Origin of the sequence: Ensifer sp. KUDG1, assembly GCF_050434285.1 — a bacterium.
GTDB lineage: Bacteria > Pseudomonadota > Alphaproteobacteria > Rhizobiales > Rhizobiaceae > Ensifer.
Map to the genome: position 1 here is coordinate 177,510 of NZ_JBNDIG010000012.1, position 24,020 is coordinate 201,529.

The window sequence follows — 24,020 nt, forward strand, 5'->3', positions numbered from 1 at the left end:
TCCCCAGGACGCGCGCACGAAATTGCGTCTCTCCAGGATCAATCCCGACCCCTGGGAAGTTTAGTCAGTGATGAATTGCCACAGCGACCTTCGCGCATTCTCATCGACGTGTCGCGCTGCGGAGTATTCGGCGGTGTTGGAGGTGCCGGATGTTGAATTGGACGTTTACGCGTAGCAACCAGATTACGGATCTGTCCGGACCGGACGGAACATCGATTTCGACAACGCCGCCTGAACCGGCGCCACCTCCGCAAAAACCGAAGATCGCAATCGCGCTTGGCGGCGGTGCCGCGCGCGGCTGGGCCCATATCGGCGTGCTGCGCGCCCTCGACGAAGAAGGCATCGAAGTCGGCATGATCGCCGGCACCTCGATCGGCGCGCTCGTCGGCGGTTGCTACCTTGCCGGCAAGCTCGACGAACTCGAAACCTTCGCCCGTTCCCTCACCGTGCGCCGGATCGCCGGGCTGCTCGATTTCGCCATCGGCGGCGGCGGTCTATTCGGCGGCCTGCGGCTGACCAAGCGCATGCAGGAACATCTCGAGGGTCTCAGCATCGAGAGCCTCGACAGGCCATTCATTGCGGTTGCGACAGAGGTGCACAGCGGCCACGAGGTGTGGCTCGAAAAAGGATCGCTGATCACCGCCATCCGGGCTTCCTACGCCCTGCCCGGCATCTTCGAGCCGATCAAGGCGAACGGACGCACGCTGATTGATGGCGCGCTCGTCAATCCGGTTCCGGTTTCGGTGTGCCGCGCCCATGAGCAGCAACTCGTCGTCGCGGTGAACCTCAACTACGATCTCTATGGTCGCTCGGCCGTCGTCAAACACAGCGCCGGCGCCGAATCCCTGGATGCGCCCGCCAAGGAAGCGCCGCACCAGTCGCGCCTGGGCATGACCAGCGTCATGGTCCAGGCCTTCAACATCATTCAGGACCGGATTTCCCGCGCCCGGCTTGCCGGCGACCCGCCAGATCTGGCGCTGCACCCGAAACTCAACGACATCGGTCTTTCGGAGTTCCATCGCGCGGGCGAAGCCATCGATCGCGGCTACCACGAGGCAAAGGCCAGGCTGGTTGAAATTCGCCGCATGCAGGAAGTGCTCGTTCGCTGACGGCTCGTTTGCGGCGTGAAAGGCCTAAGACGGGCGGCGGACCTTGCCGGTCGCCCATAGGTCATGATGAACACAAGGGTGCCTCGCGGCCCCCAGGGGATTAAGAGGGCGGCGGAATGCCGCCCTTTCCCGTCAGCCAGCGATATAGGCCTTGATCTGTTCGGTCTCGTGCTCGATGGCGCGGATGTGATGCTTGATCACGTCACCGATCGAGACGATGCCGGCGAGTTGGCCGTTTCTTTCGACCGGCAGGTGGCGGGCCCTGAGCTTGCTCATCATTTCCATCAGGGTCTGCACGGACATATCCTCGGTGCAGCAGTAGACATTCTGCCACATGACCGCTGCTACCGGTCTTTCGAGACAGGTCGAGCCCTGCTTGGCAATCGCCGCGACGATGTCGCGCTCGGTGAGGATGCCTGCGATCTGATCGTCCGCGTCGAGGATGACGACCGCACCGATATGATTGTCACGCAAAAGGATGGCAGCCTGTTGGACTGTCATCTGAGGGCCGACCGTTACGACATTCCGGCCCTTTTCATCGAGTATGGCTTTTACTGACATGCGCACATCTCCCGTTGCGACAACACCGGGTCGGCAGGGGAAAGGTCCAGCCATCTCACGTGCGGTACGGTCGGGCGATGGAACCTGTACCCTGGCCGCTTGCGAAAGCCGTCGCGCGTGCTCCTCAGACGCGGATGGCATTCGATACCCGGCCTACACGGGCCGCCCTGTCTTTCGATCACGGGCGACCGTAACAAATGGTGCGCCAGCGCCTTGGGGAAATCAAGCGCTCACAAGCGCCGTCCGCCGATCTTTCGCTCCGTCAGTCGCGCGGATCGAAAAGGCTGAACAGCAGAAAGCCGAAGAGGAAGCCGCCGATATGCGCTTCCCAGGCGACGCTGCCCGCCGCGCCCGGGGTAAACATGCCAAGGCCGATCAGGAAGTTGGTCAGAAACCAGATGCCGGCGAAGACCACGACCGAGCGGTTGGCCAGCGCCTCACCGACGTCGAGCCGGCGATTGAGATGGGCAAACTGCCGGCTGATGCGTCCGCTCGGCGAGAAGACGAAGCGTGCGGCAGCGCCCATGAATCCGGACACCACGCCAGAAGCGCCGACGACGACAATCATTTCCCCCCAGTGAAAGACCGTATGCAGCGCGACGGCGGCCGCCGCCGAAAGGCACCAGAACACGGCGAGGCGCCCCATGCCGATCCGCCGCACCACCGGCGCACCGAAGGCAACCATCCAGAAGATGTTGAAGATCAGATGTTCCCAGCTTCCGTGCAGGAAGGAGTAGGTGACGGGGCTCCACAGCCACGCAAGCCCCTGCTCCGCCAGAGGGTGATCGTAACGCGCCGGGAGAAACGCGAAATTGAAGATGATCTCCTGATCGATCGCCGGCGGCAGCACGTAGGTTCGCAGAACATGGATTGCGATCAGAATCAGCAGGATGAAAGTCAGCCCCGCCGGCAGATTAAAGGCCGGCTCGCGCGCCGGGCTCGCGGCGCTCTCGCGCTCTGCTTCCGGTGGCGTCGCCGTCTGATCTCGTTCCATGGTTGCTGCTCTCTCCTCTCAATGCGGTCCACACATTCCTGCTCGATCGCGGCGATGGCATGGCATCGCCGGAATTAGGACTGGAATTGGGGCGACCAGCCATAAGCAAACAAAAAAAGACCGTCCAGCAAAAACTGAACGGTCGCCAAGCTCAGATCCGAGCTCCAGTTCAAGTGCCGAAGACAACGCTTCGTAAAGTGATGTCCTCCCCTGCCAGTTGCGGCGGCCCACTGCAACGGAAACCGTTTGTTAACCTTAATTTCCGGCTGGCACGGTTTTCGCTCCTTAATCCTCAGAACCGCAATGCACGGCCGAAGATGTCCCGAACCGGGACACACCGGGCCGCAGGAATGGAATGAACGAAGCGATGCGCAGCAATACGACGACGGAGCTTTTCCGATACTGGAACACCATTCGCGGGAAGCGCGAGCTTCCGCGCCGCGACGAGCTTGAACCCTCGGATATCAGAATGCTGCTGCCGAACCTGTTCATTCTCGAGCGCGACCGCAATGCCGGCATCTCGTTTCGCCTGGCGGGAACCCAGGTGTGCGCCCTCTTCGGCCAGGAGCTGCGCGGGCGGCAATTCGGTATGCTGTGGCTCGGAAGCCAGGCGGCGAAAACGCACCGCATCACCGGCCAGGTCATGACGCACCGTGTGCCGCTGGTGCTTTCGGCCAAGGGCCGCACCGCCGACGCGCGGGAGGTCGACATCGAAACCCTGCTCTTGCCGCTGGCCTCTAGCGAAGGAGAAAGCGACCGGGTCCTTGGCGCCCTCTCACCGCTTTCTCGCCCGTATTGGTTGCATGCAACCGCGATCGAGTGTCTCGACGCGACGGGCATGAAGGTTCTCGACCCCGACCGCACCGCCGTCTTTCGCGAAGAGGAAGCCCAGCAACCGAGCGGTACCGTTGCAAAATCGCCGGTCGCGAGCGCATTTTCGAGCGAATTCCGCCAGTTCGGGCATCTCCGCATTCTCGAAGGCGGCCGCCGAGACTGATCCGGAGCGCTGTGCCGAGATGACGCCCTGGACCAACCGGAGGACGAACCTTCTATTAACTTGAAAAGGCTAATCTCCGCCAGCCAAGCTATGTCGCCACAGAGTCATCATGTTCTCGTTTCAGCACGCACAGAATACCGCTCCGAAACCGCACCACGAAGGTGCGTTCCAGCGCGTTTCCGTGAATCTGGCGGGGCGGCTGATGCTTGCCAATCATGACGAGTTCGAGTGCACGGCCATCGACATGTCGCCCGGCGACGTCCTGCTTTCCTCGCCGGCCCAGCCGCGCGCCGGCGAACGCATCATCGCCTATGTCGATCACGTCGGGCGCCTCGAAGGGACCGTGTCGCGCATCGCCGACGGCGCTTTCGTCATCCAGCTCAACGCGACCGAGCGCAAGCGCGAGAAGCTCGCGGCCCAGCTCACCTGGATCGCCAACAAGCACGAGCTCGGCCTGCCGGAAGACCGCCGCCACGATCGCCTTGCGCCGCGCAAGACGGTGACCGAGTTGACGCTCGACACCGGCGAGAAGTTCCCGTGCCGCATCATCGACCTTTCGCTGTCCGGTGCCGCCGTCGACATCGAGAACCGTCCGCCGATCGGCACCGCCATTCTCCTCGGCAACATGAAGGGTCGGATCGTCCGTCACTTCCAGGAAGGCTGCGCCATCGAGTTCTCGGGTATCCAGTCCCGTGAAGCGCTGACCGAATTCCTCTAACCGCGCGCCTGCGCCGTTCGTCGCCCGATCGCCTTGCATGGGGCAAGGCGCATAGCCCGACCGTCCCGCCATCCATGCACCCGGCCTGAAGCCGTGTTCGTGCTTCTCTTGTGCAGCAACGCCCCCGCTCCTGCATCAACGCGCTCCGCCCGACCGCGCCCGAGCGAACGCGCCAGAAGCGCACGCACTTAGCCCTACGTCCCCGAGCCCGCACGCGCAGGATGAGCGGCGACAACCGGAGCGGTTTTCGCAGGCAGCGACACGCCGCACCTGCGCCTGGGTCATTTCGAGACAGGTGCGGCGCAACACGCAAACGCATTCGCCGTCTGCAAATATTTTTTCCGGTAGAATTCCAGCGAAAACGCATATTTCAAGTCAAAAGTCTCCGGAAGAGCCGTGGGCTGACACGGAAAATCCGCGTTTCCCGCCGCGCCCGCACCGCGACTTTTGCAAAACCCGACGGCCTTCCCCTCATAAAACCAAGTAAATACAGATGGTTGATTACTTAACAAATTACATCTCCATCTACGAAGGAAGCTGAAATAGATAAAATTTGATTCAAATTCGATTCAAATACAAATAAAATTCTATTCTTGTTTTATTCTTATACGACTTTCATTTGTACTTGTTTTTAGCTCGCAAGTTCGCGAGCGATAAAACCGTCTGTGCCATTGTCGAACCATAACGGGGAGACAATCATGCTCAAGACAATCACCAAGCTGATCGCGATTGCGGTCCTTTTCACCGGCGGCCTTTTCGGCACGGCCCAGGCTCTTACGGCCAACATGGTCGTGACCGGCTCCACCAACCCGCCGATCGGCCACTACGAGTTCTGCAAGATCTATGCGTCGGAGTGCACCTCCAACGGCAAGGATCGCGGCCCGATGGTGCTGACCCGCGAAGGCTGGCAGAAAATTCTCGAGATCAACTACGACGTCAACCAGGCGATCACCCCAATGACCGACATGGAAATCCATGGCGTCGAAGAGAAGTGGTCCTATCCGGAAACCGTCGGCGATTGTGAAGACTATGTCCTCCTGAAGCGCCGCAAGCTGATCGAAAGCGGCTTCTCCGCATCCGACCTTTTGATCACCGTCGTGCTGCAGCCGAATGGCGACGGCCATGCCGTCCTTACCGTTCGCACCGACCGCGGTGACTTCATCCTCGACAACATGCGCAACAAGGTGCTGCTGTGGTCGGATACCGAATACACCTACCTCAAGCGCCAATCGACCGAACATTCCGGCCGCTGGGTCAAGCTTCAGGACGGCCGCACCGTCGCCGTCGGTAGCGTTCGCACACAGTAAGATCCGAAACACAGGCGGGCCGCCACCCGGCGGATGCCTCCCAACGGGTCTCGGTCAGTCACTTTCCCCGTCCAGACCGAGCCTCGGCCGGTTCCGTGTCCCTCGGAACCGGCCGTTTTTTATGCGGCCTCACCTCCCCGGGTAATTGCAGGCACAGGGCATTCATCGAAAGTTAACCGTCTTCGACCAGCGTCGGGCAAGCGGCCTCCGCCACAGTTCGGCCTGCCACGAGCCAAGGGGTCGACACTCGACTTGGGCGCGGCCAACGCGACGGGACGGCCACGATGAGCAATTCTCCAAACGGGATAGACGAACCGGAACTCCGGCCACTTCTCTCCACCCGTTTCGTCTATCGGGTGACGGCGATCGTCGTTATGCTCGCGGCCCTGACGGCGGCAATCGCCTTCGCGGGACGATGGTTCGGCGAAAACCTTGCTCTCGCCGGCCACACTGCGAGCCGCGAGACCTACGATATTTTCATCGGACAGGATCACCTGCGGCTGCCGGCGAACATGATCCGCTTCGAGGCGCAACGTGCCACTTCAATCGTCGGGCGTGTCGACGTCTACCTGGCATGGCCGGGCCTCGAAGGTTACAGCGACGAAAACCGCGACCTCTTCAACGACGTCGACGCACCTGAAAATCTGATCTTCCTGCAGATTTCGCAAAGCACCATGTCCCGCGACATGTCGGGCCGGCTGGAGCCGATCTACACGCAAGTCTTCGACGGCGCTCCGTCCCCCGGGCCGAACGGACTACAGTTGCACGCGACCAAAGCTGCCTCCAGCTATGCGGGCGAAGTCTTCTATACTGCGGAGCGGACAGGCCAGGCGCCCTACGTGGTGCGCTGCCTGAAATCCGACGCACAAACCATATCGACGAGCGCCGACTGCCAGCGCGACATTCATGCCGGCAAGGACCTCGTGGTGCTCTACCGCTTTGCCAATAAACTGTTGCCGCGGTGGAAGGAGATCGACGACGCGATAACGGCTTTCATCAAAAGCCGAATCGTGCCCTGATTTCGTCCAACTGATGTGGTCGAGGCAGTCGCCGCGCCATTGCGCTATACCGGAATTGTCTTTGTACGAATGCGTCCGATTCCGGAAACCAATCATTCATCATAAACCGATTGGTAACGCTATGCCGATACTGTCTCGAGAACGGTCGTTCCCGGAGGCGGCGTCCGGACAACCCCATGACATGAGAATAAAGAGCAGCGTAGTGTCCCAAACCGGTTTTTTTGATCTCGCGAAGCGCCCGTTCGGCGCTCTTTCAAAGATGGTAAAGCGGGTCGTCCTGGCAGGCACCATTGCCTCGGTCGCCTTTGTGTTGCCCGGCTTTGCGGCGTCGACCTACGCCAATCCCAAATATTCGGGCATCGTCGTCGATGCCAAGACCGGCAAGATCCTCTATGGCGAGGATGCCGACGAACTGCGCTATCCGGCGTCTCTCACCAAGATGATGACGCTCTACCTCACCTTCGAGGCACTCGAAGCCGGCCGGATCAGCAAGTCCACGCAGATTCCCTTCTCGAAGAACGCGTCCGCGGAACCGCCGTCGAAGCTCGGCGTGCGCGCCGGCCAGTCGATTACCGTCGAACAGGCGATCCTTTCGCTCGTCACCCGGTCGGCCAACGATGCCTCCACGGCGCTTGGCGAGTATCTCGGCGGCTCGGAGCAGCGCTTCGCCCGCATGATGACGAACAAGGCGCGCGCGCTCGGCATGACACGCACGACCTACCGCAACGCCAACGGCCTGCCCAATCCGGAACAGCGCACGACCGCACGTGACCAGGCTCGCCTCGGTCTCGCGCTTCGCCAGCATTTCCCGCAGTATTACGACTATTTCTCCACCCGCAGCTTCCGCTTCGGCAAGCAGACCATCGGCAACCACAACCGCCTGCTCGGCAATGTGCGCGGCGTCGACGGCATCAAGACCGGCTACACCCGCGCCTCCGGCTTCAATCTCGTGACCTCGGCCCAGATTGACGGTCGCAGCATCGTCGCCGTCGTCATGGGCGGCACCTCGGGCGCGAGCCGCGATGCACAGATGCGCCGCCTGGTCGCGAAGTACATGCCGGACGCGTCGCGTCGCGGCAACGGCAACCTGATTGCCGAGACGAAGCCGACTCCGGTTCCGGCAGAAGAGACCCAGGTTGCAGCCGCAGCGCCCGATGCCGAGACGCCGGTCGTCGCGGCCGTCGCCACGGGCCACGACCTGCCCAACACCGGTCCCGTTCCGGACTTCCGCTACAATGGTGAAAGCGCCAGCAGCGTGCAGATGGCCTATGCCGGGAACAAGCGCGCATCGGACAACCCTGTCCTTTCCCCGAAGATCGTTCCCAACACGCTTGACGCGCAGAGCCTGAAGCTTCGCCAGCCTGCAACCGCAGCCATGGTCGACACGCAGATCACCCATTCCGTGCCGAAGAAGGCAGAGGCTGCCGCCAAGGCAGAGCCCGCCGAAGTCGCAAAGGCCGAGCCGATGCCGGCGCAGCCGCAGGGCTGGGTGATCCAGATCGGTGCCACGCCGGACAAGGACCAGGCCATGACGCTGCTCGGCAACGCCAAGGACAAGGGCGGCAAGGCACTTCGCAACGCGCAGCCGTTCACCGTTGCCTTCGGCCAGGTGTACCGCGCCCGCTTCGGCGGCTTCGACGACCAGAATTCCGCAGTCAACGCCTGCAAGGCCTTGAAGAAGAAAGGCATCTCCTGCTGGGCCAGCCAGCAGTAACGACGAAATTTGGCGGCCGGATGTGTTTGTTTTTCGGCCGCCTTCCTCGGATTTGTACAGCGTAACGAGGTTAAACATGGCAATGAACGAGAACGTTCCGGGTGTCACCCCGCTGCCGGGGCGACGGGCTAAACCGTCGCGCATCAATCTGCACCCCCTGCACGAGGCGGCCATGCGCATCGCCGATCTCGGCCTCAATCGATCGAAGGCCAAGACACGCGATCTCGTCGGCATGCTCTTGACGCACGGGGCGCGTGCCTGGCGTTCGACGCAGCCACGCGCCGGTATCCACCTTCACGTGACGGCGCCGAACCGGCGCCATCCGCTGAAGATGCGGATCACCTGAACATCCACAGTTCGAAAGGCGGCTACGGCCGCCTTTTTGCTTTATGGCTGGATGATGGTGCGGCCTGGGTGAAGCCGCTTCGCCCACGGTAAAGTGCGCAAGCGGGCACTACTTACAAGGAACACGCTGGTTGCCGCACGATCGCAAAGGGCTCAGCAAAATACCCGCGGCACAGGAATTCTAGAGAAGTCCGAGTTCCGCCAGTTCGCGCCGCAATTCGAGCGGCATCTCGGAACCGCCGCCCGAGAGCGATGCCAGGTCGCGCGGGGCGTCCTTGTCGGTCAGGTAACGCCAGCCCTGGAACGCACGGCGCGGCTGCAGTTCCGTCTCGACCACTTCCGGACCCAGCAGCAGATTGCAGCGGCCGATGCCTTCACCGTCCGTAAAGGTCTCGATGCCGATGAGCGGCTGGCGCGCCTGCACGCTGCCCTTGATCACCCAGTAGAGCGAGCCGCCTTCCAGCAACTCCTCCACGCGCTTGGGCACCATGCGCGTCGTGTGGAACGAGTGCGGCTCCAGGCCAGCGGCCATGGCGGCCATCGCCTTGCGCGAAACCCATTCGCGCAGGTCCTCGATCGATTCCGCTCCAACGCAGAGCTTTATGAGATGTAGAGACATGGCTTTTTTGAACACCCGTCCGGCCGTTGCGGTCAAGCGGCCAGACATCGTTCATCCACAATCACCGCAACACGTCCGGTCGATGCACCGACGCTCGGGCTTCATGAGGCCTGCAAGCTTGCAGGACTCAACACTCGACGACGTTGACCGCTAGACCGCCGGTCGAGGTTTCCTTGTACTTCTCGTTCATGTCGACGCCCGTCTGCCGCATCGTCTCGATGCAGGCGTCGAGCGGCACGAAATGCTTGCCGTCACCCTTGAGCGCCAGGGAGGCGGCCGTTACCGCCTTGACCGCGCCAAGCGCATTGCGTTCGATGCAGGGCACCTGCACGAGGCCCGCCACGGGATCGCAGGTCATGCCGAGGTGATGCTCGAGCGCGATCTCGGCGGCATTTTCGATCTGCTCCGGAGTCCCGCCCATGACGGCGGCAAGGCCGGCCGCCGCCATCGCGGACGCCGAGCCCACCTCGCCCTGACAGCCGACCTCGGCGCCGGAAATCGAGGCATTGTGCTTGATGATGCCGCCGATCGCGGCAGCCGTCAGCAGATAGTCGCGAATGCCTTCCTGGTCGGCATCGTCATGGAAATGCATGTAATAGCGGATCGTCGCCGGCACCACGCCCGCGGCACCGTTGGTCGGCGAGGTGACGACGCGGCCGCCGGCAGCGTTCTCCTCGTTGACCGCCATCGCGTAAACGCTCAGCCAGTCGTTGGCGAGCAGTGGATTGGCCTTGTTGGAACGCCACTCTTGCTGCAGCTTGTCGTGGATCGAGCGGGCGCGGCGGCGAACCTTCAGGCCGCCGGGCATGATGCCGTCCTGGCTCAAGCCCCTGTCGATGCAGTTGCTCATCGCGCCCCAGATGCGGTCGAGCCCGGCGTTCAGTTCGTCCGGCGACATCGTCGCCTCTTCGTTCGCCCGCTTCATCTGCGCGATCGTCAGGCCGGAGCGCGCAGACATATCCAGCATTTGCTGTGCCGAGGAGAACGGAAACGGCACCTTGACGCCCGTCGCCTTGTTCTTCGAGGCGCGCATGGCCTCCAGTTCCGTGTCGGTCACGACGAAGCCGCCCCCGATCGAATAGTAGATCCGCTTCAACAGCAGCCGGCCGTCACGGTCGAAGGCGGAAAACGACATGCCGTTGGCATGGCCGGGCAGCGGCACCTTCTTGTCGAAGATCAGATCGGTCTTCGGCTGGAACTCGTAGGAAGGATGGCCCGGCGGCGTAATGCGGCCCGTGCGTTCGACTTCGTCGATCAGGGCATCCATGCGATCCGGATCGACGAGATCCGGGCGCTCGCCGACCAGACCGAGGATCACCGCCCTGCCCGTTCCATGGCCGATGCCGGTATGGGCGAGCGAACCGTGCAGACTCACCTTGATGGCGGCGACGGTGGCGTGGGACGGACGCGGCCAATCATCGGAAAGGATGAGATCGAGAAAGCGATTGGCGGCCGACATCGGCCCCATCGTATGCGAGCTCGAAGGCCCGATACCAATCTTGAACACGTCGAAGACGGAAAGAAACATAAGCTGCCTGCCCCGGAGACTGACCCGCGACGCACGGGCATGATCGCCCGCCGCCGCATTCACGATTGCCTCGATACCACGCTTCATGGTCCATGCGAACCGGCGCCGTATCCTCATATTCACTGAACGATTTTATCCTCAGATCGGTGCCGATTTAAGGACATTCACCAGCAGATATAGGAACGAAGCCTAAGCGATCCCATGGCCGGCGCTCAGGCGGTCAACCGACATTCGATCGCATCCATGCGACATCGTCGCCCGCGTATGTTGCGGCAAGCCGTAGCCCGGAATCAAAAACGGCGCGGCTCTTGGGAAGCCGCGCCGTCAATCAGTGGACTTGTCTAGAAACTAGATATCAAAGGCCGCCGAAAAGATAAGCAAGAACAAGAACGCCAGCGAAACCAGCTACGGCGCGAGCAGTCACGCCCCAGCAAGACTTCTGAATTGTATTGTCCATGATGTCTCCGAAACACTCTCAACGGCCGCGGGCAGCACAGTAGGCGCCCGCGTCTGGGGCCATGCATATTGAAGAAAGCGTAAATGCGCAATGGGGGAATGTGGCGGAAAAGTGTCCCGCTTCGGCGCTCCTCCACACGATCCTGGTGAAAACCCCTCAATTCCCCGGCAGAGGCGAAGAGAAATTCCGCCGCATTTTCATCACAGTAGTTGACGCGTCGCCGATTCAGACGCCGCCCCGGCCACCTTGCAATTTCCAAAAGCCATGCCAAAAACACGTGTATGACCTTCGAAGATTACATAGCACTTGTCGTGTTTATCCTGCTTTGGGCGGGTTTCAGCTGGGCGACCGATGGCACCCGCGGCTTCAAGCGCGTGAGTCTCACCCGTCTCATGAACGAGCATCGCGGCCGCTGGATCCGCAATTCTCTCAACCGCGACCTGAAGATGATCGACACGCAGATCATCGCGGGCCTGCAGGCCGGCACCGCCTTCTTCGCCTCGACCACCATCTTCGCGCTTGGCGGCTGCTTCGCGCTGCTCGGCGCGACCGAACAGGCGCAGATGATCTTTGCCGACATGCCCTATGTCTTCCATGGCGGGCGCACGGCCTTCGAACTGAAGGTCGGCGGCCTTACCTGCCTGTTCGGCTACTCCTTCTTCAAGTTCGGCTGGTCCTACCGGCTGTTCAACTATTGCTCGATCCTGATGGGCGGCATCCCGATGACCGCCGACATGCAGCGGGATCGGCACGCGGCGGAAAAGGCAGCCGAGCGGGCGATCCGCATGAACGTGCTCGCCGCCAAGCATTTCAACGCCGGTCTCCGGGCGATCTTCCTGTCGATCGGCTATCTCGGCTGGTTCATCAGTCCCTATGTGTTCGTGGCGCTCACCGTCTTCGTCATCTTCGTCTTGACCCGCAGACAGTTCTTCTCGGAAGCGCGGTCGGCGCTCCTCCAGGACGCAACACCCTGACGATCCGCGCGCCCGGCGCGCCGAACGGCGGCGACTTGCAGCCACAACGTTCCATCAGCAATCAAGGACGCGTGCCTGGCGCAAGCCAGGCCTGCCACTCTTCCTCACGCCAACAGGATGGCGAATGCCCATGTCCGATATTCATGTGACCGCACCGGCAGCAGAGACCCCCGCAAAACCGACAGGCAGGCGGCTCGCCTTCATCGATGTCGCGCGCGGTGTGGCGCTGCTTGCCATGGCGACCTATCACTTCGTCTGGGACCTCGAGTTCTTCGGCTATGTCGCGGCAGGCACCGCCGGCACCGGCGGCTGGAAGATCTTTGCGCGGCTGATTGCCAGCAGCTTCCTGTTTCTTGCCGGCTACAGCCTCGTGCTCGGGCAATGGCCGACGATCCGCATCGATGCGTTCCTGCGCCGTTTCGCCAAGATTGCCGGCGCCGCAGCACTGATCACGATTGCCACGTATTTCGCCTTCCCGGACACGTTCATCTTCTTCGGCATCCTGCATGCGATCGCCGCGGCAAGCCTGGTCGGCCTGATTTTCCTCAGGCTTCCTGCCGTCGTTTCCTTCGCCGCAGCCGCCGCCGCCATCGCAGCCCCGTTCTATCTGCGATCGCCGATCTTCGATGCCCCCTGGCTCTGGTGGGTCGGCCTGTCGGAAACGCTACCGCGCTCCAACGACTACGTGCCGCTGTTGCCGTGGCTCGGGCCGTTCCTGCTCGGCCTAGGTACCGCCAAGCTCTTCCACGCGCGGCTAGTGTCCGCGCTCGCAAGCCGGCCTTCCACAGATGGCAAGGGGCGGCTGTGGATGACGGCCCTCGTCTTCGGCAGCCGTCACAGTCTGGCCATATACCTCATTCACCAGCCCGTGCTCATCGGACTGGTCTATCTCTTCTCGCTGATCTCTCCGCCGACACTGCCGGATCCCAAGGAAGCCTATCGCAGCAATTGCGTTGCGGCCTGCAACCAGGGCAATCCGGCTGTGCCGTGCGACAGCTTCTGCGGCTGCACGCTCGACCGTCTGGTGGAACAGAACCTGTTCGACAGTCTGAACAGGGGAGAGATCAACGTCAGCACCGATGAACGCATTGCGCGAATCGCACAGCAATGCACAATGAACGTGCAATCAGGGGACTAGGACATGAATGCCTATCGTGCCAAGCCGCTGAACTTCCCATGGCCGGCCCTGCTCTATGGGGTCGCCACTCTTGCGGCGCTCATCCTGGCGCGACATTTTCCCATTCCCGTCGCCCATGGCCACGGTTGGTTTCCCTGGATCAGCGGCGGCATCCTGATGGTCGTCGCCGTCTGGCTCGATCTCTGGGCGGTCAAGACGCTGCTCGACCGCCACACCGCCGTCCTTCCCTCTCGGTCGGCAACCTGCCTCGTCACCTACGGGCCGTTCCGCTTCACCCGCAACCCGATTTATCTCGGCTACACCTTGATGATGATCGGCTTTGGTCTGGCGACGCTCAATCCCTGGTTCTTCATCACGGCGATCACAGCGGTCATGCTGACGACGCTTTTTGCCATCCGCAACGAGGAGCGACACCTGCTGTCGCGCTTCGGTTTCGAGTTCGAGCGTTACTGCCGGCATACCAGCCGCTGGATCTGAGCCCAGGCGCGGCTGCGCGCAGCAAAAAGCGCAGCGCGAACGCTACCCTTCAAAATATCCAGAGATAAACCAGCGAACCTTAGGTGCCGACGCCGATTTCGGCCAGACGCGTCAGGCATGCCTCCTCGACATTGTCGAGTTCCGTCAGCGTATCGTCGATGTCCTTGCGCTTCTGGCGCAGCTCTTCGCGCTTTTCCTCGACGCGCGACATCAGCAGCTGAAGCTGGCCGAGTTCGCCAGGCGGGTCCTTGTAGACCTGAATGATTTCACGGATCTCGGCGATGGTGAAGCCGATGCGTCGTCCGCGCAGGATCTCCTGGATGAGCCGCCGGTCAGCCGGCCGGAACAGGCGCGTGCGGCCACGGCGCTCCGGATGGATGAGGCCCTCGTCCTCATAGAAGCGCAGCGTTCGGGTGGAAATGCCGAATTCCCGCGTCAATTCGGTGATGCTATAGTATTTATTCACGCTGCCATTCCATGTGTTCCTGCACATGCACTATCGTTGACCTTGACGTAAAAGTCAAACAACACGCCGCGTTACGTAACGTGGAACCACCAGGTGGCGATGCCGAGAAAGCTGAAGAAGCCGGTAATATCGGTAATGGCCGTCACGAAGACGGCGGAAGAGACCGCCGGGTCGGCGCCGAAGCGATCGAGGCAGAGCGGCACGAGGATGCCGCCAAGGGCGGCAGCCATCATGTTGATCAGCATCGCAGTCGCAATGATGCCGCCGATGTTCGGGTCCTGAAACCAGAGACCGGCAAGAAGGCCGATCAGCGTGCCGAAGATCATGCCGTTGAGCAGCCCGACACCCGCTTCACGCCGGATGATGCGCGGGGCGTTGTGAATGTCGAGACCCCGGGTTGCGAGCGCGCGCACCGTGACAGTCATCGTCTGCGATCCGGCATTACCGCCCATGCCCGCAACGATCGGCATCAGGATGGCGAGCGCCACGATCTGCTGGATCGTCGCGTCGAAGAGGCCGATGACCGAAGCGGAGATGCAGGCGGTCATCGAATTGATGAACAGCCACGGCACGCGCGAGCGCGATGCCTCCCCGACGGAGTCCGAAAGTTCTTCGTCGCCGACGCCGCTCAGGCGCAGCAAGTCTTCTTCGGCTTCTTCCTGAATGACGTCGACGACGTCGTCGATGGTGAGCACGCCGACGAGCCGGCCGTTGTCGTCGACCACGGCCGCCGAAAGAAGGTCGTATTGCTCGAACAGCTGGGCCGCCTCTTCCTGGTCCATCTCGGCCGGAATGGCATGGCTGGTGTCGTGCATGATCGCATCGACCTTAACCGACCGCTTGGTTCTGAGGATACGGTCAAGGTCCATCGCGCCGAGCAGCTTGAAGGTCGGATCGATCACGAAGATCTGCGTGAAACTCTCGGGCAGGTCCTCGTCTTCGCGCATGTAGTCGATCGTCTGACCGACGGTCCAGAACGGCGGCACCGCCACGAACTCGGTCTGCATGCGCCGACCGGCCGTGCTTTCGGGATAATCCAACGAGCGGCGGAGGCGAACCCGCTCGGTAAATGGCAGCTTCGCCAGGATCTCGTCCTGGTCTTCCTGGTCCAGGTCTTCCAGAATGTAGACCGCATCGTCCGAATCCATCTCGCCGATGGCCTCGGCGATCTGTTCGTTCGGCATGTGCTCGACGATGTCGAGACGGATGGCCTCGTCGACCTCCGTCAGTGCCGAAAGGTCGAACTCCTTGCCGAGCAGCGAAACCAGTGCAAGGCGCTGATCGGGCTGGATGGCCTCGAGCAGGTCGCCCATTTCCGACGAGTGCAGGCCGGCGACATGCTGGCGCAGGTAGATCGTATCGCGATCGGCGATTGCCGCGCCGACATGCATGAGAAAATCGGAGCGGATAGAACCGTCGTCGGCATAAATGTCCGAGCCGTCAAAGGCCTTGACGTCTTCCGAGCCGCGGTCTTCGTCGCCAGTATTGCTCATGCGCGCCCTCGAAACGATTTGCTGCTTCCCGGCCGCCCACCTCGCAAGCCGGAAAGAATGCGTCCACTGACGGTTGCCTGGACCTCACCCGCCGCCACGGACGGGAATTTGGGCCTTACAGCCTGCTAGCGCAAAGCCCTGCCGAGGTCCACAGCACAGATACCACCCGGCGAGCCGCAACAACAGATTTATTCAAGCTGTTGCAAATACATGAAAAACCGGCTGCATCTCGACACAGTCGACATCGCCCGCGCGATCGGCTAGCACTTCAGTCGAGATATCGGCAGCGCAATACGCATTTGGCGTCGCCAAGGAAGATCTGATGGCCATTCGCCCCATTGTCCGCTTTCCCAATCCGCTGCTGGCGCGGAAGGCGGAGACGATCACCCGGTTCGACCCGGCGCTCGAGGCGCTGGCCGCGGACCTTCTCGACACGATGCGAGCCGCCCCCGGCGTCGGCATCACCGCGCCGCATATCGGCATCCTGGAGCGCGTGACGGTGATCGAGCTCGATCGCGACAGCGGCGCCAGGATCTTCGTCAATCCGGAAATCATCTGGCACAGCGACGAGAAGGCAACCCACACCGAAGGCAGCGTATCGATGCCGGGCATCCTGGAGGAAGTCGAGCGCCCGAACGCCGTTCGCGTCCGCTACCAGACGCTTGCCGACGAGACGATCGAGGAGGAGGCCAACGGTTTCATGGCCATCTGCCTGCAGCACGAAATCGACCAGCTCGACGGCATCTTCTGGACACAACGGCTCTCGCGCCTGAAGCGCGATCGCGCCATCAAGAAGTTCGAAAAGCTGACCAGGGAGCAGGCGCGCGGTTAGCGCACCGGTTCCCTGCCCGCAACATCAAATCATAGTCACCAAGGACCGAACCATGAAACCGACCTATCTCGCCGTCATCGGCCTCCTCGTGCTTGCCGGCTGCAACAGCGCCCAGCAAAATCTCGAGCCCCTGCCCCAGAGCCTGACCTATGGCGAAAACGCTGCCAACAGAAAGACACAAGCCTCACCCGGCGCCATGGTGCAGAACCGCTTCATGTATGAGGGCCAGATGGTCTACGAGACCTATGAAGTCCAGCCCGACCGCACCTACAAGCTCGTCCGACGCCGCATGGACCAGAGCGGACCTGCCGGCAACAACTGATACGAATGAGCGGCGCACGGGCGCAGCGACCTCTGCCGCCCGTCGCCGCTATCAACTTCGAGCCGCGTAAACCGCCGTTTCGAATTCGAGATAGCTCCCGAACGAAGCTGGATCGGCAAAGGGCAGTATCTGTGTTGCCCACAGGCCGCCGAGACCGTTTTTCCGGTCTATCCAGTAATAGAGGTTTGCAAGCCCCGCCCAGGCCAATGCGCCGGCGGGCCGCCCGGTCGGCGCTGCTTCATCGTTGATCATGAAGCTTATCCCCCAGGACTTCGGCATCCCGGGGAAAAATTCGGCGTCGTGCGACAGGCTTTTGATCACCCCTGGAAGCTTCTTGACTTTCTTTTCTCCGAGACCGTTCCTTTCCGCCATTTCGACGGTTTCGGCCTTCAGCACGCGACCGCCGGGAGACATCCCGGCGTTGAGCCACATGCGGATAAATTTGGCGTAGTCGACAGCCGTCGAATAGAGACCGTGCCCGCCCATCTGGACCTCCGGATCTTGCGGGAGCCTGAAATCAGGCCGCGGCGACAAGCGTCCGGCATCGTCCCTTTGATGTAGCGTGACCACACGGGAGATCATGGACGGCGTCAAGGCAAAGCCGGTGTCCTCCATGCCAAGCGGTTCGAGGATGCGCTCCGTCATCACGGCGCCAAGCTGCTTGCCGGTGATGCCCTCAACGACCTGCCCGGCCCAGTCCAGGCTGCTCCCATATTCCCAGTCGTCGCCGGGATCGAAAAGCAAAGGGGTCCGGATGGATGCATGGGATGCGGTGATCACGCTCGGCTGCCCATGCTGACGTGCCAACCGGGCATAGGTCTCGTTGAAAAAGTCATAGCCAAAGCCCGCCGTGTGCAGGAGCAGCATGCGCGTGGTGATGTCTCGTTTGGGCGGGCGGAGTTTCGGATTCCCCGCGGGATCAAACCCCTCGATCACCTGTAGCGTACCGATTTCGGGCGCGTACTGCCTGGCGGGAGCGTCGAGATCAAGGTTGCCCTCCTCGACCAATTGCAGGCAGGCCATCGCCGTGATCGCCTTCGTCATCGAGAAGATCGCAAAGACGCTGTCGGCCGTCATATCCGTCGCGCCAGCCAAAGAGCGCGTTCCGGCCGCGCCCTCGTAAAAATTGCCCTGTCGATCCGTCGCGATCGCGACAACGCCTGGCACGCCATCGGCGGAACGAACCGCGGCATTGAGGATTGCATCGGCACGAGTCTTGAGATCGCCGGACAAAGGAACCTCCCGCATAGCCAAGGCTTCGACAGGCGCGGCAGGCGTGCCACTTTTCACGTCGAACCGCCGTGGAAACCCTAGCACCAAAGGGCGACCCAAGCCATTTTCTGTCGGCCATGGAAATAGAGAGCTGTCGGCTACTCAGCGCGAGACCAGTGAGATTCCGATTACCGCACGGCATCACGATTCCGGCGACCGGAGCACGCCAGAACGGGGCAGCTAAACATGGATTTGAAACAAAAAACCCGGCCGAAGCCGGGTATTTGGTGCGGTCGAGAAGACTCGAACTTCCACGGGTTGCCCCACAGCGACCTCAACGCTGCGCGTCTACCAATTCCGCCACGACCGCATCGTGGTAGGGCCGACTTGCGCCGGCGCGGCTGCATGTAGCAAAAGCCCCTTGAGTGCACAAGGGATGGCTGTGGACAAATTGAAAGATGGCGACGGACCGTCCGAAGCATTCACGATGGGACGCAAAGAGACCGCGTTCGGCGGGTGTATTTTAGCCCCGCGAACGGCCACGACGGGATCGCCGGCGGTTCTTTTGGTGTGCGCGCAAGATGAGCGACGGCCGACACACCCCTATTCCAATGCTTGATGTGGACTGGAAGGCAAAGGGATGCACCGGTTGCGCCCAGGCAGAAATCCCAATTTGGCTAACACCAGGATTAAAAACAAAAAACCCGGCCGAAGCCGGGTTTTTTTGGTGCGGTCGAGAAGACTCGAACTTCCACGGGTTGCCCCACAGCGACCTCAACGCTGCGCGTCTACCAATTCCGCCACGACCGCATCGTGGTAGGGCCGACTTGCGTCGACGGGGCTGCATGTAGCAAAAGCCCCTTGGGGGCACAAGAGGATCACGACAGAAATTTGACGGGAAACGAAACTATTTCAACAGCCCGCCCGAGGAGCCCCGGAAACGCTGGACTCTTGCCGCGCGCCATCCCATGTACAGGCTCTAAAAAACAGGAATGCCGAGCGAATGCAGCGCGAAAATCTGAGCCAGGACATGTTTGCCCCTCCGGAATCACCCCCGGTTCGCTGGCGGATTGCCTCCGAACTGGTCGATTATCCGCAGGCCGTCGAGTTGATGGAGCAGGAAGCCGCGGCGATTGCCGCCGGCACCAAGGATGAACTGGTCTGGCTGGTCGAGCACCCGCCGCTCTATACGGCCGGCACCAGCGCCGACGCCGCCGATCTCGTCATGCCCGACCGTTTTCCGGTCTTTGCCACCGGCCGGGGCGGCGAATACACCTATCATGGCCCGGGCCAGCGCGTCGTTTATGTCATGCTCGACCTCAAGCGCCGGAAGCAGGATGTCCGCGCCTTCGTCGCAGCACTCGAAAGCGTCGTCATCTCCACGCTCGATTCGATGAATGTCCGGGGCGAGCGGCGCGAAGACCGGGTCGGTGTCTGGGTGCGGCGCCCGGAAAAGCCCGCCCTGCCCGACGGCTCCATGTCGGAAGACAAGATCGCCGCGATCGGCATCCGCCTGCGCAAGTGGGTGAGTTTCCACGGCTTTGCGCTCAACGTCGATCCGGACCTCGACCATTTCGGCGGCATCGTGCCCTGCGGCATCCGCGGTTATGGTGTCACCAGCCTCGTCGACCTTGGCCTGCCGGTGATGATGCCGGACGTCGACATCCGCCTGCGCGAGGCGTTCGAGACCGTGTTCGGCCCGACGACGAACGACGCGGCCTGAGCCCACTCAGTTCGACGCCCGACGTCCCACCTGCCGCTCGCGCCAGATGATGAACAGGCCGGAGCCGACGATGATGGCGATGCCGAGCCATTTCGAGAGCGACGGGAAATCTCCGAAGATGAGATAACCGAGCGCCGTCGCCGTGACGATCTCGAAGTAGTGGAACGGCGCCAGCAGCGAGACGGGTGCTGCCCGGAACGCCTTGACGACCAGCAGGTGGCCGTAGCCTGAGAGCGCGCCGAGAATAACCACCAGCATCCAGCCAAGCGGCGACTTCGGTAGCGACGGCACGAAATCGGCGCTACCCATGCCGTTACCGATCAGGATCACCAGTGCCATCGTCAATGTGCCGCCGATGCCGGCAATCGTCTGCATCGTCAGCGGCGAGTCACCGGTGCCGACAGCCCGGTTGAGCAGCAGATAGCAGGCAAAGACGAATGCGCAGGCAACCGGCAACAGCGCGGTCAGGCCGAAAGCGGCAAAGCTCGGCTGGATGACGATCATTGCTCCGCCGAAACCGACGACGATGGCGAGCCAGCGCCGCCAACCCACTTTTTCCTTGAGGAACGCTGCCGAAAGGCAGGTCAGGATGAAGGGTTCGACGAAGTAGATGGCGAAGGTGTCGGCAAGCGGAATGTACTTCACCGATATGAAGAAGAACAAGGCCGCAGTCGCCAGCAGCACGCCGCGCAGCAGATTGGCGAAGGGCCGCTTTGCTCTCAACGCCTGCAGGCCGCCGGCGCCAAGCAGCAACGGTAGCGTCGCCACCAGTTGGAAGAAGAAGCGGTAGAAGGTCACTTGCCCCGGCGACATGCCCTCATAGACGGCCATGTACTTCGCAATCACGTCCATGCCCGGCAGGATGACCATCGCAAAGAGCATGATGGCGACGCCCTGCATCACCGTGTCGGTGTGTTCGGTGGTCGCGGTTCGGGCGTCTGTCATGGGGCATGCTCCTGTGGCCGCCGCAGATTAGAGCCTATGCCTTGGTTTTCAACGGCCGAAGATGCGACGGGAAAAGAACTATCCGCGCCCTAGCCGCAATTGACAGTGTTTTTGGCGCTTCGGGGTGGTCCCTCGCCGCCCAAATGCCTATAAGCTCACGACAATCTTCCGCCCCGGACCGCAAAGGTCGGCGCTCTGCCGCCTGAGGCCCGGGACCTTTGAACGTGACCGTGGCAAAGGAGATGTCCATGCGCTTGTCCACCGAAACGATGATTGCCCGCCTGCGCGACACCAGCGACGGCGATACGCTGGGAGGGCGCATCTGGAGGGCGCGCGACGCCGCCAATCTCAGCGCCAAGGAACTGGCCGACCAGCTCGGTGTGCGCACGGAGACGATCGCGGCCTGGGAACGGGATCGGGCCGAACCTCGCACCAACCGGCTGTTCATGCTCGCAGGCGTGCTGGGCGTCACCCCGGCCTGGCTGATCGCCGGGCTCGGCCGCGCACCGGATGCCGACGCAGACGACGAGAAGGACGGCCTGCGCGAGCAGCTCGCCCTCGTCAAGAAGCTGCACGAACAGACCGGCAAGGCGATCGCCGCACTTGAGATGGAACTCAATCGCGTTCAACAGAACATTCGATAACCCATTGCGATTCCACGTGGGGCCGCCGTTCTGGCGGCCCGAAGTCATTTCAGTCCAAGGAGAAAATAGATGGATGTACGCGCCGCCGTTGCCGTTCAGGCAGGCAAGCCGCTTGAGGTCATGACGGTTCAGCTCGAAGGCCCGCGGGCCGGCGAAGTCCTGATCGAGGTAAAGGCCACAGGCATCTGCCACACCGACGATTTCACCCTGTCGGGTGCGGACCCGGAAGGCCTGTTCCCGGCGATCCTCGGCCATGAAGGCGCCGGCATCGTCGTCGACGTCGGCCCGGGTGTCACCTCGGTGAAGAAGGGCGACCATGTCATTCCGCTTTATACGCCCGAGTGCCGCTCCTGCCCGTCGTGTCTGTCTCGCAAGACCAATCTGTGCACCGCGATCCGCTCGACGCAAGGGCAAGGCCTGATGCCGGACGGCACCTCGCGCTTCTCGATCGGCAAGGACAAGATTCACCACTACATGGGCTGCTCGACCTTCGCCAACTATACGGTTCTGCCGGAGATCGCGGTTGCCAAGGTCAACCCGGACGCGCCGTTCGACAAGATCTGCTACATTGGCTGCGGCGTGACGACCGGCATTGGCGCCGTCATTAACACCGCACAGGTGGAAATGGGTGCGACTGCGATCGTCTTCGGTCTCGGCGGCATCGGCCTCAACGTCATCCAGGGCCTACGTCTTGCCGGCGCCGACATGATCATCGGCGTCGACCTCAACAACGACAAGAAGGCCTGGGGCGAACGCTTCGGCATGACCCACTTCGTCAACCCGAAGGAAGTCGGCGACGACATCGTGCCTTACCTCGTCAACATGACCAAGCGTGGAGCCGACCAGATCGGCGGCGCTGACTACACCTTCGACTGCACCGGCAACACCAAGGTGATGCGCCAGGCGCTCGAAGCCTCGCATCGCGGCTGGGGCAAGTCGGTCGTCATCGGCGTTGCCGGCGCCGGTCAGGAAATCTCCACCCGTCCGTTCCAGCTGGTTACCGGCCGCACCTGGATGGGCACCGCCTTTGGTGGCGCACGCGGGCGCACCGATGTGCCGAAGATCGTCGACTGGTACATGGAAGGCAAGATCCAGATCGATCCGATGATCACCCACACCATGCCGCTCGAAGACATCAACAAGGGCTTCGAACTGATGCATTCGGGCGAGAGCATCCGCTCGGTCGTTCTCTACTAAGCTGTTATTTTGATTCAAAGAGGCGCCGGAGACGATTGATTTCCGGCGCCTTTTTCAGTCCCGTTGAGAAGTTGATTCAAGATGATCTATGTCGACGCAGACGCCTGCCCGGTGAAAACCGAAATCCTGAAAGTGGCCGAGCGCCACGGGATCGAGGTGACCTTGGTCGCCAATTCGGGCCTGCGCCCTTCGCGCGACCCGATGGTGCACAATGTCATTGTCTCGGCAGGTTTCGACGCGGCCGACAACTGGATCGCCGAACGGGCGCACGAGGGCGATATCGTCGTTACCGCCGATGTTCCGCTTGCCGTTCGCTGCGTTGCCGCCGGCGCGCTCGTCACCGGCCCCTCCGGCCGGGTCTTCGACAAGGGCAATATCGGCATGGCCTCTGCGATGCGCGATCTCGGACAGCACCTGCGCGAGACCGGCGAAAGCAAGGGCTACAACGCCGCCTTCACGCCGCGCGATCGTTCCGCTTTCCTCGAAACCCTTGACCGACTCGCGCGGCAGTCGAAAAAATGACCGCGCAACGGGCGGGATCATGGGGCCCGCCACCGCAGGGGCACTAGCATGGCAACGACGACGAAGCTTAGGCATTGGCCGTTTTACGCCGCCATTCTGTGCGCGCTCGCAAGCGTGCCCGTCCTCTGGTTCGTGGCGCAGCGTTTCGCCCTTGAAGGGGCTGCGATCACCTTCTTCTGCGTCTATCTCGTCATGTGCTGGCGGCGACTGCGAATGATGACCGGCCGGCATCTGAAGACCCATGCCCGAAACACCGACGAGCCCGAGGTCGTGATCCTGCTCGTGACGTTCGGGGCAGCAGCGAGTTCGCTCGTTTCCCTGTTTTTCGCGCTGAACGGCGAGAAGTCCGGCTCGGCGCTGGCGCTCGGCCTCGCCTTCGCCTCCGTCGTGCTCGGCTGGGCAACGATCCACATGATGGCGGCCATGCACTATGCCCATGCCTATTGGATCGCGAACCAGGACCAGCAGACGTCAGAGCCGGGCCGCGGCCTCGAATTTCCAGGCACGCCGGAGCCCGGCGGATACGATTTTCTCTATTTTTCCTTCGTCATCGGCATGACGGCGCAAACATCCGACGTCGCCATCACCACGACCGCCATGCGGCGCATCAACCTGATGCACGCCATCGTTTCGTTCTTCTTCAACACCGTGCTCGTCGCCGCCGCCGTCAACGCGGCCGTGCAGCTTGCCGGCTGAGCAACTTTATC

The 24,020-nt window shown here is 61.9% G+C and carries 25 protein-coding genes and 2 tRNA genes; 17 read left to right on the forward strand and 10 right to left on the reverse strand.

Annotated elements, in window-relative coordinates; translation table 11 throughout:
* The first annotated feature begins 149 nt into the window (after positions 1–149).
* On the forward strand, positions 150–1,109 hold the full coding sequence (locus M2267_RS26175; protein ID WP_402316794.1) for a patatin-like phospholipase family protein: 960 nt from the start codon (positions 150–152) through the stop codon (positions 1,107–1,109).
* A gap of 132 nt (positions 1,110–1,241) precedes the next feature.
* On the opposite strand, the gene M2267_RS26180 is transcribed toward M2267_RS26175, so the two are convergent.
* Positions 1,242–1,670, reverse strand: coding sequence for a CBS domain-containing protein (locus tag M2267_RS26180; protein ID WP_034795965.1), 429 nt, complete (start codon positions 1,668–1,670; stop codon positions 1,242–1,244).
* 262 nt (positions 1,671–1,932) lie between these two features.
* Positions 1,933–2,664 (reverse strand): rhomboid family intramembrane serine protease, encoded by a 732-nt coding sequence (locus M2267_RS26185; RefSeq protein WP_429118579.1) that lies wholly within the window; start codon positions 2,662–2,664, stop codon positions 1,933–1,935.
* Positions 2,665–3,019: 355 nt separating this feature from the next.
* On the opposite strand from M2267_RS26185, the gene M2267_RS26190 reads away from it, so the two are divergent.
* The 6 genes from M2267_RS26190 to M2267_RS26215 all read left to right on the forward strand — a co-directional run bounded on the left by M2267_RS26190 (position 3,020) and on the right by M2267_RS26215 (position 8,765).
* Positions 3,020–3,661, forward strand: a complete 642-nt coding sequence (locus M2267_RS26190; RefSeq protein ID WP_429118582.1) for a PAS domain-containing protein — start codon at positions 3,020–3,022, stop codon at positions 3,659–3,661.
* Positions 3,662–3,770: 109 nt separating this feature from the next.
* Entirely contained in the window at positions 3,771–4,379 is a 609-nt protein-coding gene (locus tag M2267_RS26195; protein ID WP_192445963.1) for a PilZ domain-containing protein, read from the forward strand.
* Positions 4,380–5,077: 698 nt separating this feature from the next.
* Positions 5,078–5,686, forward strand: a complete 609-nt coding sequence (locus M2267_RS26200; RefSeq protein WP_043624822.1) for a transglutaminase-like cysteine peptidase — start codon at positions 5,078–5,080, stop codon at positions 5,684–5,686.
* Between the two features lie 284 nt (positions 5,687–5,970).
* Positions 5,971–6,705, forward strand: a complete 735-nt coding sequence (locus M2267_RS26205) for a hypothetical protein (protein ID WP_429118587.1) — start codon at positions 5,971–5,973, stop codon at positions 6,703–6,705.
* A gap of 181 nt (positions 6,706–6,886) precedes the next feature.
* The gene (locus M2267_RS26210; protein WP_429118590.1) at positions 6,887–8,419 is read left to right on the forward strand and encodes an SPOR domain-containing protein; all 1,533 of its coding nucleotides are present in this window, start codon (positions 6,887–6,889) and stop codon (positions 8,417–8,419) included.
* A 76-nt stretch (positions 8,420–8,495) separates the two neighbouring features.
* A complete protein-coding gene (locus tag M2267_RS26215) occupies positions 8,496–8,765 on the forward strand; it encodes a hypothetical protein (protein WP_034795983.1) in 270 nt (89 codons plus the stop codon).
* Positions 8,766–8,945: 180 nt separating this feature from the next.
* Here the strand turns inward: M2267_RS26215 and M2267_RS26220 are convergent, their stop codons facing one another.
* Positions 8,946–9,383 carry a DUF1489 family protein gene (locus M2267_RS26220; protein ID WP_402316781.1) on the reverse strand — a complete coding sequence of 146 codons (438 nt, stop codon included), beginning with the start codon at positions 9,381–9,383 and terminating at the stop codon, positions 8,946–8,948.
* Positions 9,384–9,510: 127 nt separating this feature from the next.
* The gene (locus M2267_RS26225; RefSeq protein ID WP_429118594.1) at positions 9,511–10,911 is read right to left on the reverse strand and encodes an L-serine ammonia-lyase; all 1,401 of its coding nucleotides are present in this window, start codon (positions 10,909–10,911) and stop codon (positions 9,511–9,513) included.
* A 738-nt stretch (positions 10,912–11,649) separates the two neighbouring features.
* On the opposite strand from M2267_RS26225, the gene M2267_RS26230 reads away from it, so the two are divergent.
* The 3 genes from M2267_RS26230 (at position 11,650) to M2267_RS26240 (ending at position 13,957) form a co-directional block, all read left to right on the forward strand.
* Positions 11,650–12,342 carry a DUF599 domain-containing protein gene (locus tag M2267_RS26230; protein WP_043624836.1) on the forward strand — a complete coding sequence of 231 codons (693 nt, stop codon included), beginning with the start codon at positions 11,650–11,652 and terminating at the stop codon, positions 12,340–12,342.
* A 130-nt stretch (positions 12,343–12,472) separates the two neighbouring features.
* Positions 12,473–13,480 (forward strand): heparan-alpha-glucosaminide N-acetyltransferase, encoded by a 1,008-nt coding sequence (locus M2267_RS26235; protein WP_429118597.1) that lies wholly within the window; start codon positions 12,473–12,475, stop codon positions 13,478–13,480.
* Between the two features lie 3 nt (positions 13,481–13,483).
* Positions 13,484–13,957, forward strand: coding sequence for a methyltransferase family protein (locus M2267_RS26240; protein WP_429118600.1), 474 nt, complete (start codon positions 13,484–13,486; stop codon positions 13,955–13,957).
* 79 nt (positions 13,958–14,036) lie between these two features.
* Here M2267_RS26240 and M2267_RS26245 read toward each other — a convergent pair whose 3' ends face one another.
* Together M2267_RS26245 and mgtE are read right to left on the reverse strand one after the other, a co-directional pair.
* Complete coding sequence (locus tag M2267_RS26245; RefSeq protein ID WP_043624847.1) at positions 14,037–14,450, reverse strand: MerR family transcriptional regulator; 414 nt, start codon at positions 14,448–14,450, stop codon at positions 14,037–14,039.
* Positions 14,451–14,494: 44 nt separating this feature from the next.
* The gene (gene mgtE / locus M2267_RS26250; RefSeq protein WP_043624851.1) at positions 14,495–15,916 is read right to left on the reverse strand and encodes a magnesium transporter; all 1,422 of its coding nucleotides are present in this window, start codon (positions 15,914–15,916) and stop codon (positions 14,495–14,497) included.
* Positions 15,917–16,238: 322 nt separating this feature from the next.
* Here mgtE and M2267_RS26255 point away from each other — a divergent pair, with 322 nt between their 5' ends.
* Both M2267_RS26255 and M2267_RS26260 read left to right on the forward strand, forming a co-directional pair.
* Positions 16,239–16,748 carry a peptide deformylase gene (locus M2267_RS26255; RefSeq protein ID WP_429118603.1) on the forward strand — a complete coding sequence of 170 codons (510 nt, stop codon included), beginning with the start codon at positions 16,239–16,241 and terminating at the stop codon, positions 16,746–16,748.
* 52 nt (positions 16,749–16,800) lie between these two features.
* Entirely contained in the window at positions 16,801–17,070 is a 270-nt protein-coding gene (locus M2267_RS26260) for a hypothetical protein (RefSeq protein ID WP_043624859.1), read from the forward strand.
* 51 nt (positions 17,071–17,121) lie between these two features.
* On the opposite strand, the gene M2267_RS26265 is transcribed toward M2267_RS26260, so the two are convergent.
* The 3 genes from M2267_RS26265 to M2267_RS26275 all read right to left on the reverse strand — a co-directional run bounded on the left by M2267_RS26265 (position 17,122) and on the right by M2267_RS26275 (position 19,092).
* Positions 17,122–18,303, reverse strand: coding sequence for a serine hydrolase domain-containing protein (locus M2267_RS26265; RefSeq protein WP_429118606.1), 1,182 nt, complete (start codon positions 18,301–18,303; stop codon positions 17,122–17,124).
* Between the two features lie 264 nt (positions 18,304–18,567).
* Positions 18,568–18,652, reverse strand: a tRNA-Leu gene (locus M2267_RS26270).
* Between the two features lie 355 nt (positions 18,653–19,007).
* Positions 19,008–19,092 (reverse strand) — tRNA-Leu (locus M2267_RS26275).
* Between the two features lie 193 nt (positions 19,093–19,285).
* On the opposite strand from M2267_RS26275, the gene lipB reads away from it, so the two are divergent.
* Positions 19,286–20,005: a lipoyl(octanoyl) transferase LipB gene (gene lipB / locus M2267_RS26280; RefSeq protein ID WP_429118608.1), complete on the forward strand. Its 720-nt coding sequence runs from the start codon at positions 19,286–19,288 to the stop codon at positions 20,003–20,005.
* Positions 20,006–20,011: 6 nt separating this feature from the next.
* Here lipB and M2267_RS26285 read toward each other — a convergent pair whose 3' ends face one another.
* On the reverse strand, positions 20,012–20,950 hold the full coding sequence (locus M2267_RS26285) for a DMT family transporter (RefSeq protein ID WP_429118611.1): 939 nt from the start codon (positions 20,948–20,950) through the stop codon (positions 20,012–20,014).
* Positions 20,951–21,198: 248 nt separating this feature from the next.
* Here M2267_RS26285 and M2267_RS26290 point away from each other — a divergent pair, with 248 nt between their 5' ends.
* The 4 genes from M2267_RS26290 to M2267_RS26305 all read left to right on the forward strand — a co-directional run bounded on the left by M2267_RS26290 (position 21,199) and on the right by M2267_RS26305 (position 24,009).
* On the forward strand, positions 21,199–21,594 hold the full coding sequence (locus M2267_RS26290) for a helix-turn-helix domain-containing protein (RefSeq protein WP_043623403.1): 396 nt from the start codon (positions 21,199–21,201) through the stop codon (positions 21,592–21,594).
* A gap of 69 nt (positions 21,595–21,663) precedes the next feature.
* The gene (locus M2267_RS26295; RefSeq protein WP_043623346.1) at positions 21,664–22,791 is read left to right on the forward strand and encodes an S-(hydroxymethyl)glutathione dehydrogenase/class III alcohol dehydrogenase; all 1,128 of its coding nucleotides are present in this window, start codon (positions 21,664–21,666) and stop codon (positions 22,789–22,791) included.
* A gap of 81 nt (positions 22,792–22,872) precedes the next feature.
* Positions 22,873–23,313 carry a YaiI/YqxD family protein gene (locus M2267_RS26300; protein ID WP_043623348.1) on the forward strand — a complete coding sequence of 147 codons (441 nt, stop codon included), beginning with the start codon at positions 22,873–22,875 and terminating at the stop codon, positions 23,311–23,313.
* Positions 23,314–23,361: 48 nt separating this feature from the next.
* Positions 23,362–24,009: a DUF1345 domain-containing protein gene (locus M2267_RS26305; RefSeq protein ID WP_429118613.1), complete on the forward strand. Its 648-nt coding sequence runs from the start codon at positions 23,362–23,364 to the stop codon at positions 24,007–24,009.
* Positions 24,010–24,020: the final 11 nt, after the last annotated feature.

Excerpts from the sequence above, each read along its gene's own strand:
- M2267_RS26240 (WP_429118600.1), top strand. The coding sequence starts at position 13,484 with ATGAATGCCTATCGTGCCAAGCCGCTGAACTTCCCATGGCCGGCCCTG.
- M2267_RS26215 (WP_034795983.1), top strand. The coding sequence starts at position 8,496 with ATGGCAATGAACGAGAACGTTCCGGGTGTCACCCCGCTGCCGGGGCGA.
- M2267_RS26260 (WP_043624859.1), top strand. The coding sequence starts at position 16,801 with ATGAAACCGACCTATCTCGCCGTCATCGGCCTCCTCGTGCTTGCCGGC.
- M2267_RS26245 (WP_043624847.1), bottom strand. The coding sequence starts at position 14,450 with ATGTGCAGGAACACATGGAATGGCAGCGTGAATAAATACTATAGCATC.
- M2267_RS26230 (WP_043624836.1), top strand. The coding sequence starts at position 11,650 with ATGACCTTCGAAGATTACATAGCACTTGTCGTGTTTATCCTGCTTTGG.
- M2267_RS26290 (WP_043623403.1), top strand. The coding sequence starts at position 21,199 with ATGCGCTTGTCCACCGAAACGATGATTGCCCGCCTGCGCGACACCAGC.
- M2267_RS26210 (WP_429118590.1), top strand. The coding sequence starts at position 6,887 with ATGAGAATAAAGAGCAGCGTAGTGTCCCAAACCGGTTTTTTTGATCTC.
- M2267_RS26255 (WP_429118603.1), top strand. The coding sequence starts at position 16,239 with ATGGCCATTCGCCCCATTGTCCGCTTTCCCAATCCGCTGCTGGCGCGG.
- M2267_RS26295 (WP_043623346.1), top strand. The coding sequence starts at position 21,664 with ATGGATGTACGCGCCGCCGTTGCCGTTCAGGCAGGCAAGCCGCTTGAG.
- M2267_RS26195 (WP_192445963.1), top strand. The coding sequence starts at position 3,771 with ATGTTCTCGTTTCAGCACGCACAGAATACCGCTCCGAAACCGCACCAC.
- M2267_RS26305 (WP_429118613.1), top strand. The coding sequence starts at position 23,362 with ATGGCAACGACGACGAAGCTTAGGCATTGGCCGTTTTACGCCGCCATT.
- M2267_RS26175 (WP_402316794.1), top strand. The coding sequence starts at position 150 with ATGTTGAATTGGACGTTTACGCGTAGCAACCAGATTACGGATCTGTCC.
- M2267_RS26225 (WP_429118594.1), bottom strand. The coding sequence starts at position 10,911 with ATGTTTCTTTCCGTCTTCGACGTGTTCAAGATTGGTATCGGGCCTTCG.
- M2267_RS26200 (WP_043624822.1), top strand. The coding sequence starts at position 5,078 with ATGCTCAAGACAATCACCAAGCTGATCGCGATTGCGGTCCTTTTCACC.
- mgtE (WP_043624851.1), bottom strand. The coding sequence starts at position 15,916 with ATGAGCAATACTGGCGACGAAGACCGCGGCTCGGAAGACGTCAAGGCC.
- M2267_RS26285 (WP_429118611.1), bottom strand. The coding sequence starts at position 20,950 with ATGACAGACGCCCGAACCGCGACCACCGAACACACCGACACGGTGATG.
- M2267_RS26205 (WP_429118587.1), top strand. The coding sequence starts at position 5,971 with ATGAGCAATTCTCCAAACGGGATAGACGAACCGGAACTCCGGCCACTT.
- M2267_RS26185 (WP_429118579.1), bottom strand. The coding sequence starts at position 2,664 with ATGGAACGAGATCAGACGGCGACGCCACCGGAAGCAGAGCGCGAGAGC.
- lipB (WP_429118608.1), top strand. The coding sequence starts at position 19,286 with ATGCAGCGCGAAAATCTGAGCCAGGACATGTTTGCCCCTCCGGAATCA.
- M2267_RS26235 (WP_429118597.1), top strand. The coding sequence starts at position 12,473 with ATGTCCGATATTCATGTGACCGCACCGGCAGCAGAGACCCCCGCAAAA.
- M2267_RS26220 (WP_402316781.1), bottom strand. The coding sequence starts at position 9,383 with ATGTCTCTACATCTCATAAAGCTCTGCGTTGGAGCGGAATCGATCGAG.
- M2267_RS26180 (WP_034795965.1), bottom strand. The coding sequence starts at position 1,670 with ATGTCAGTAAAAGCCATACTCGATGAAAAGGGCCGGAATGTCGTAACG.
- M2267_RS26300 (WP_043623348.1), top strand. The coding sequence starts at position 22,873 with ATGATCTATGTCGACGCAGACGCCTGCCCGGTGAAAACCGAAATCCTG.
- M2267_RS26190 (WP_429118582.1), top strand. The coding sequence starts at position 3,020 with ATGAACGAAGCGATGCGCAGCAATACGACGACGGAGCTTTTCCGATAC.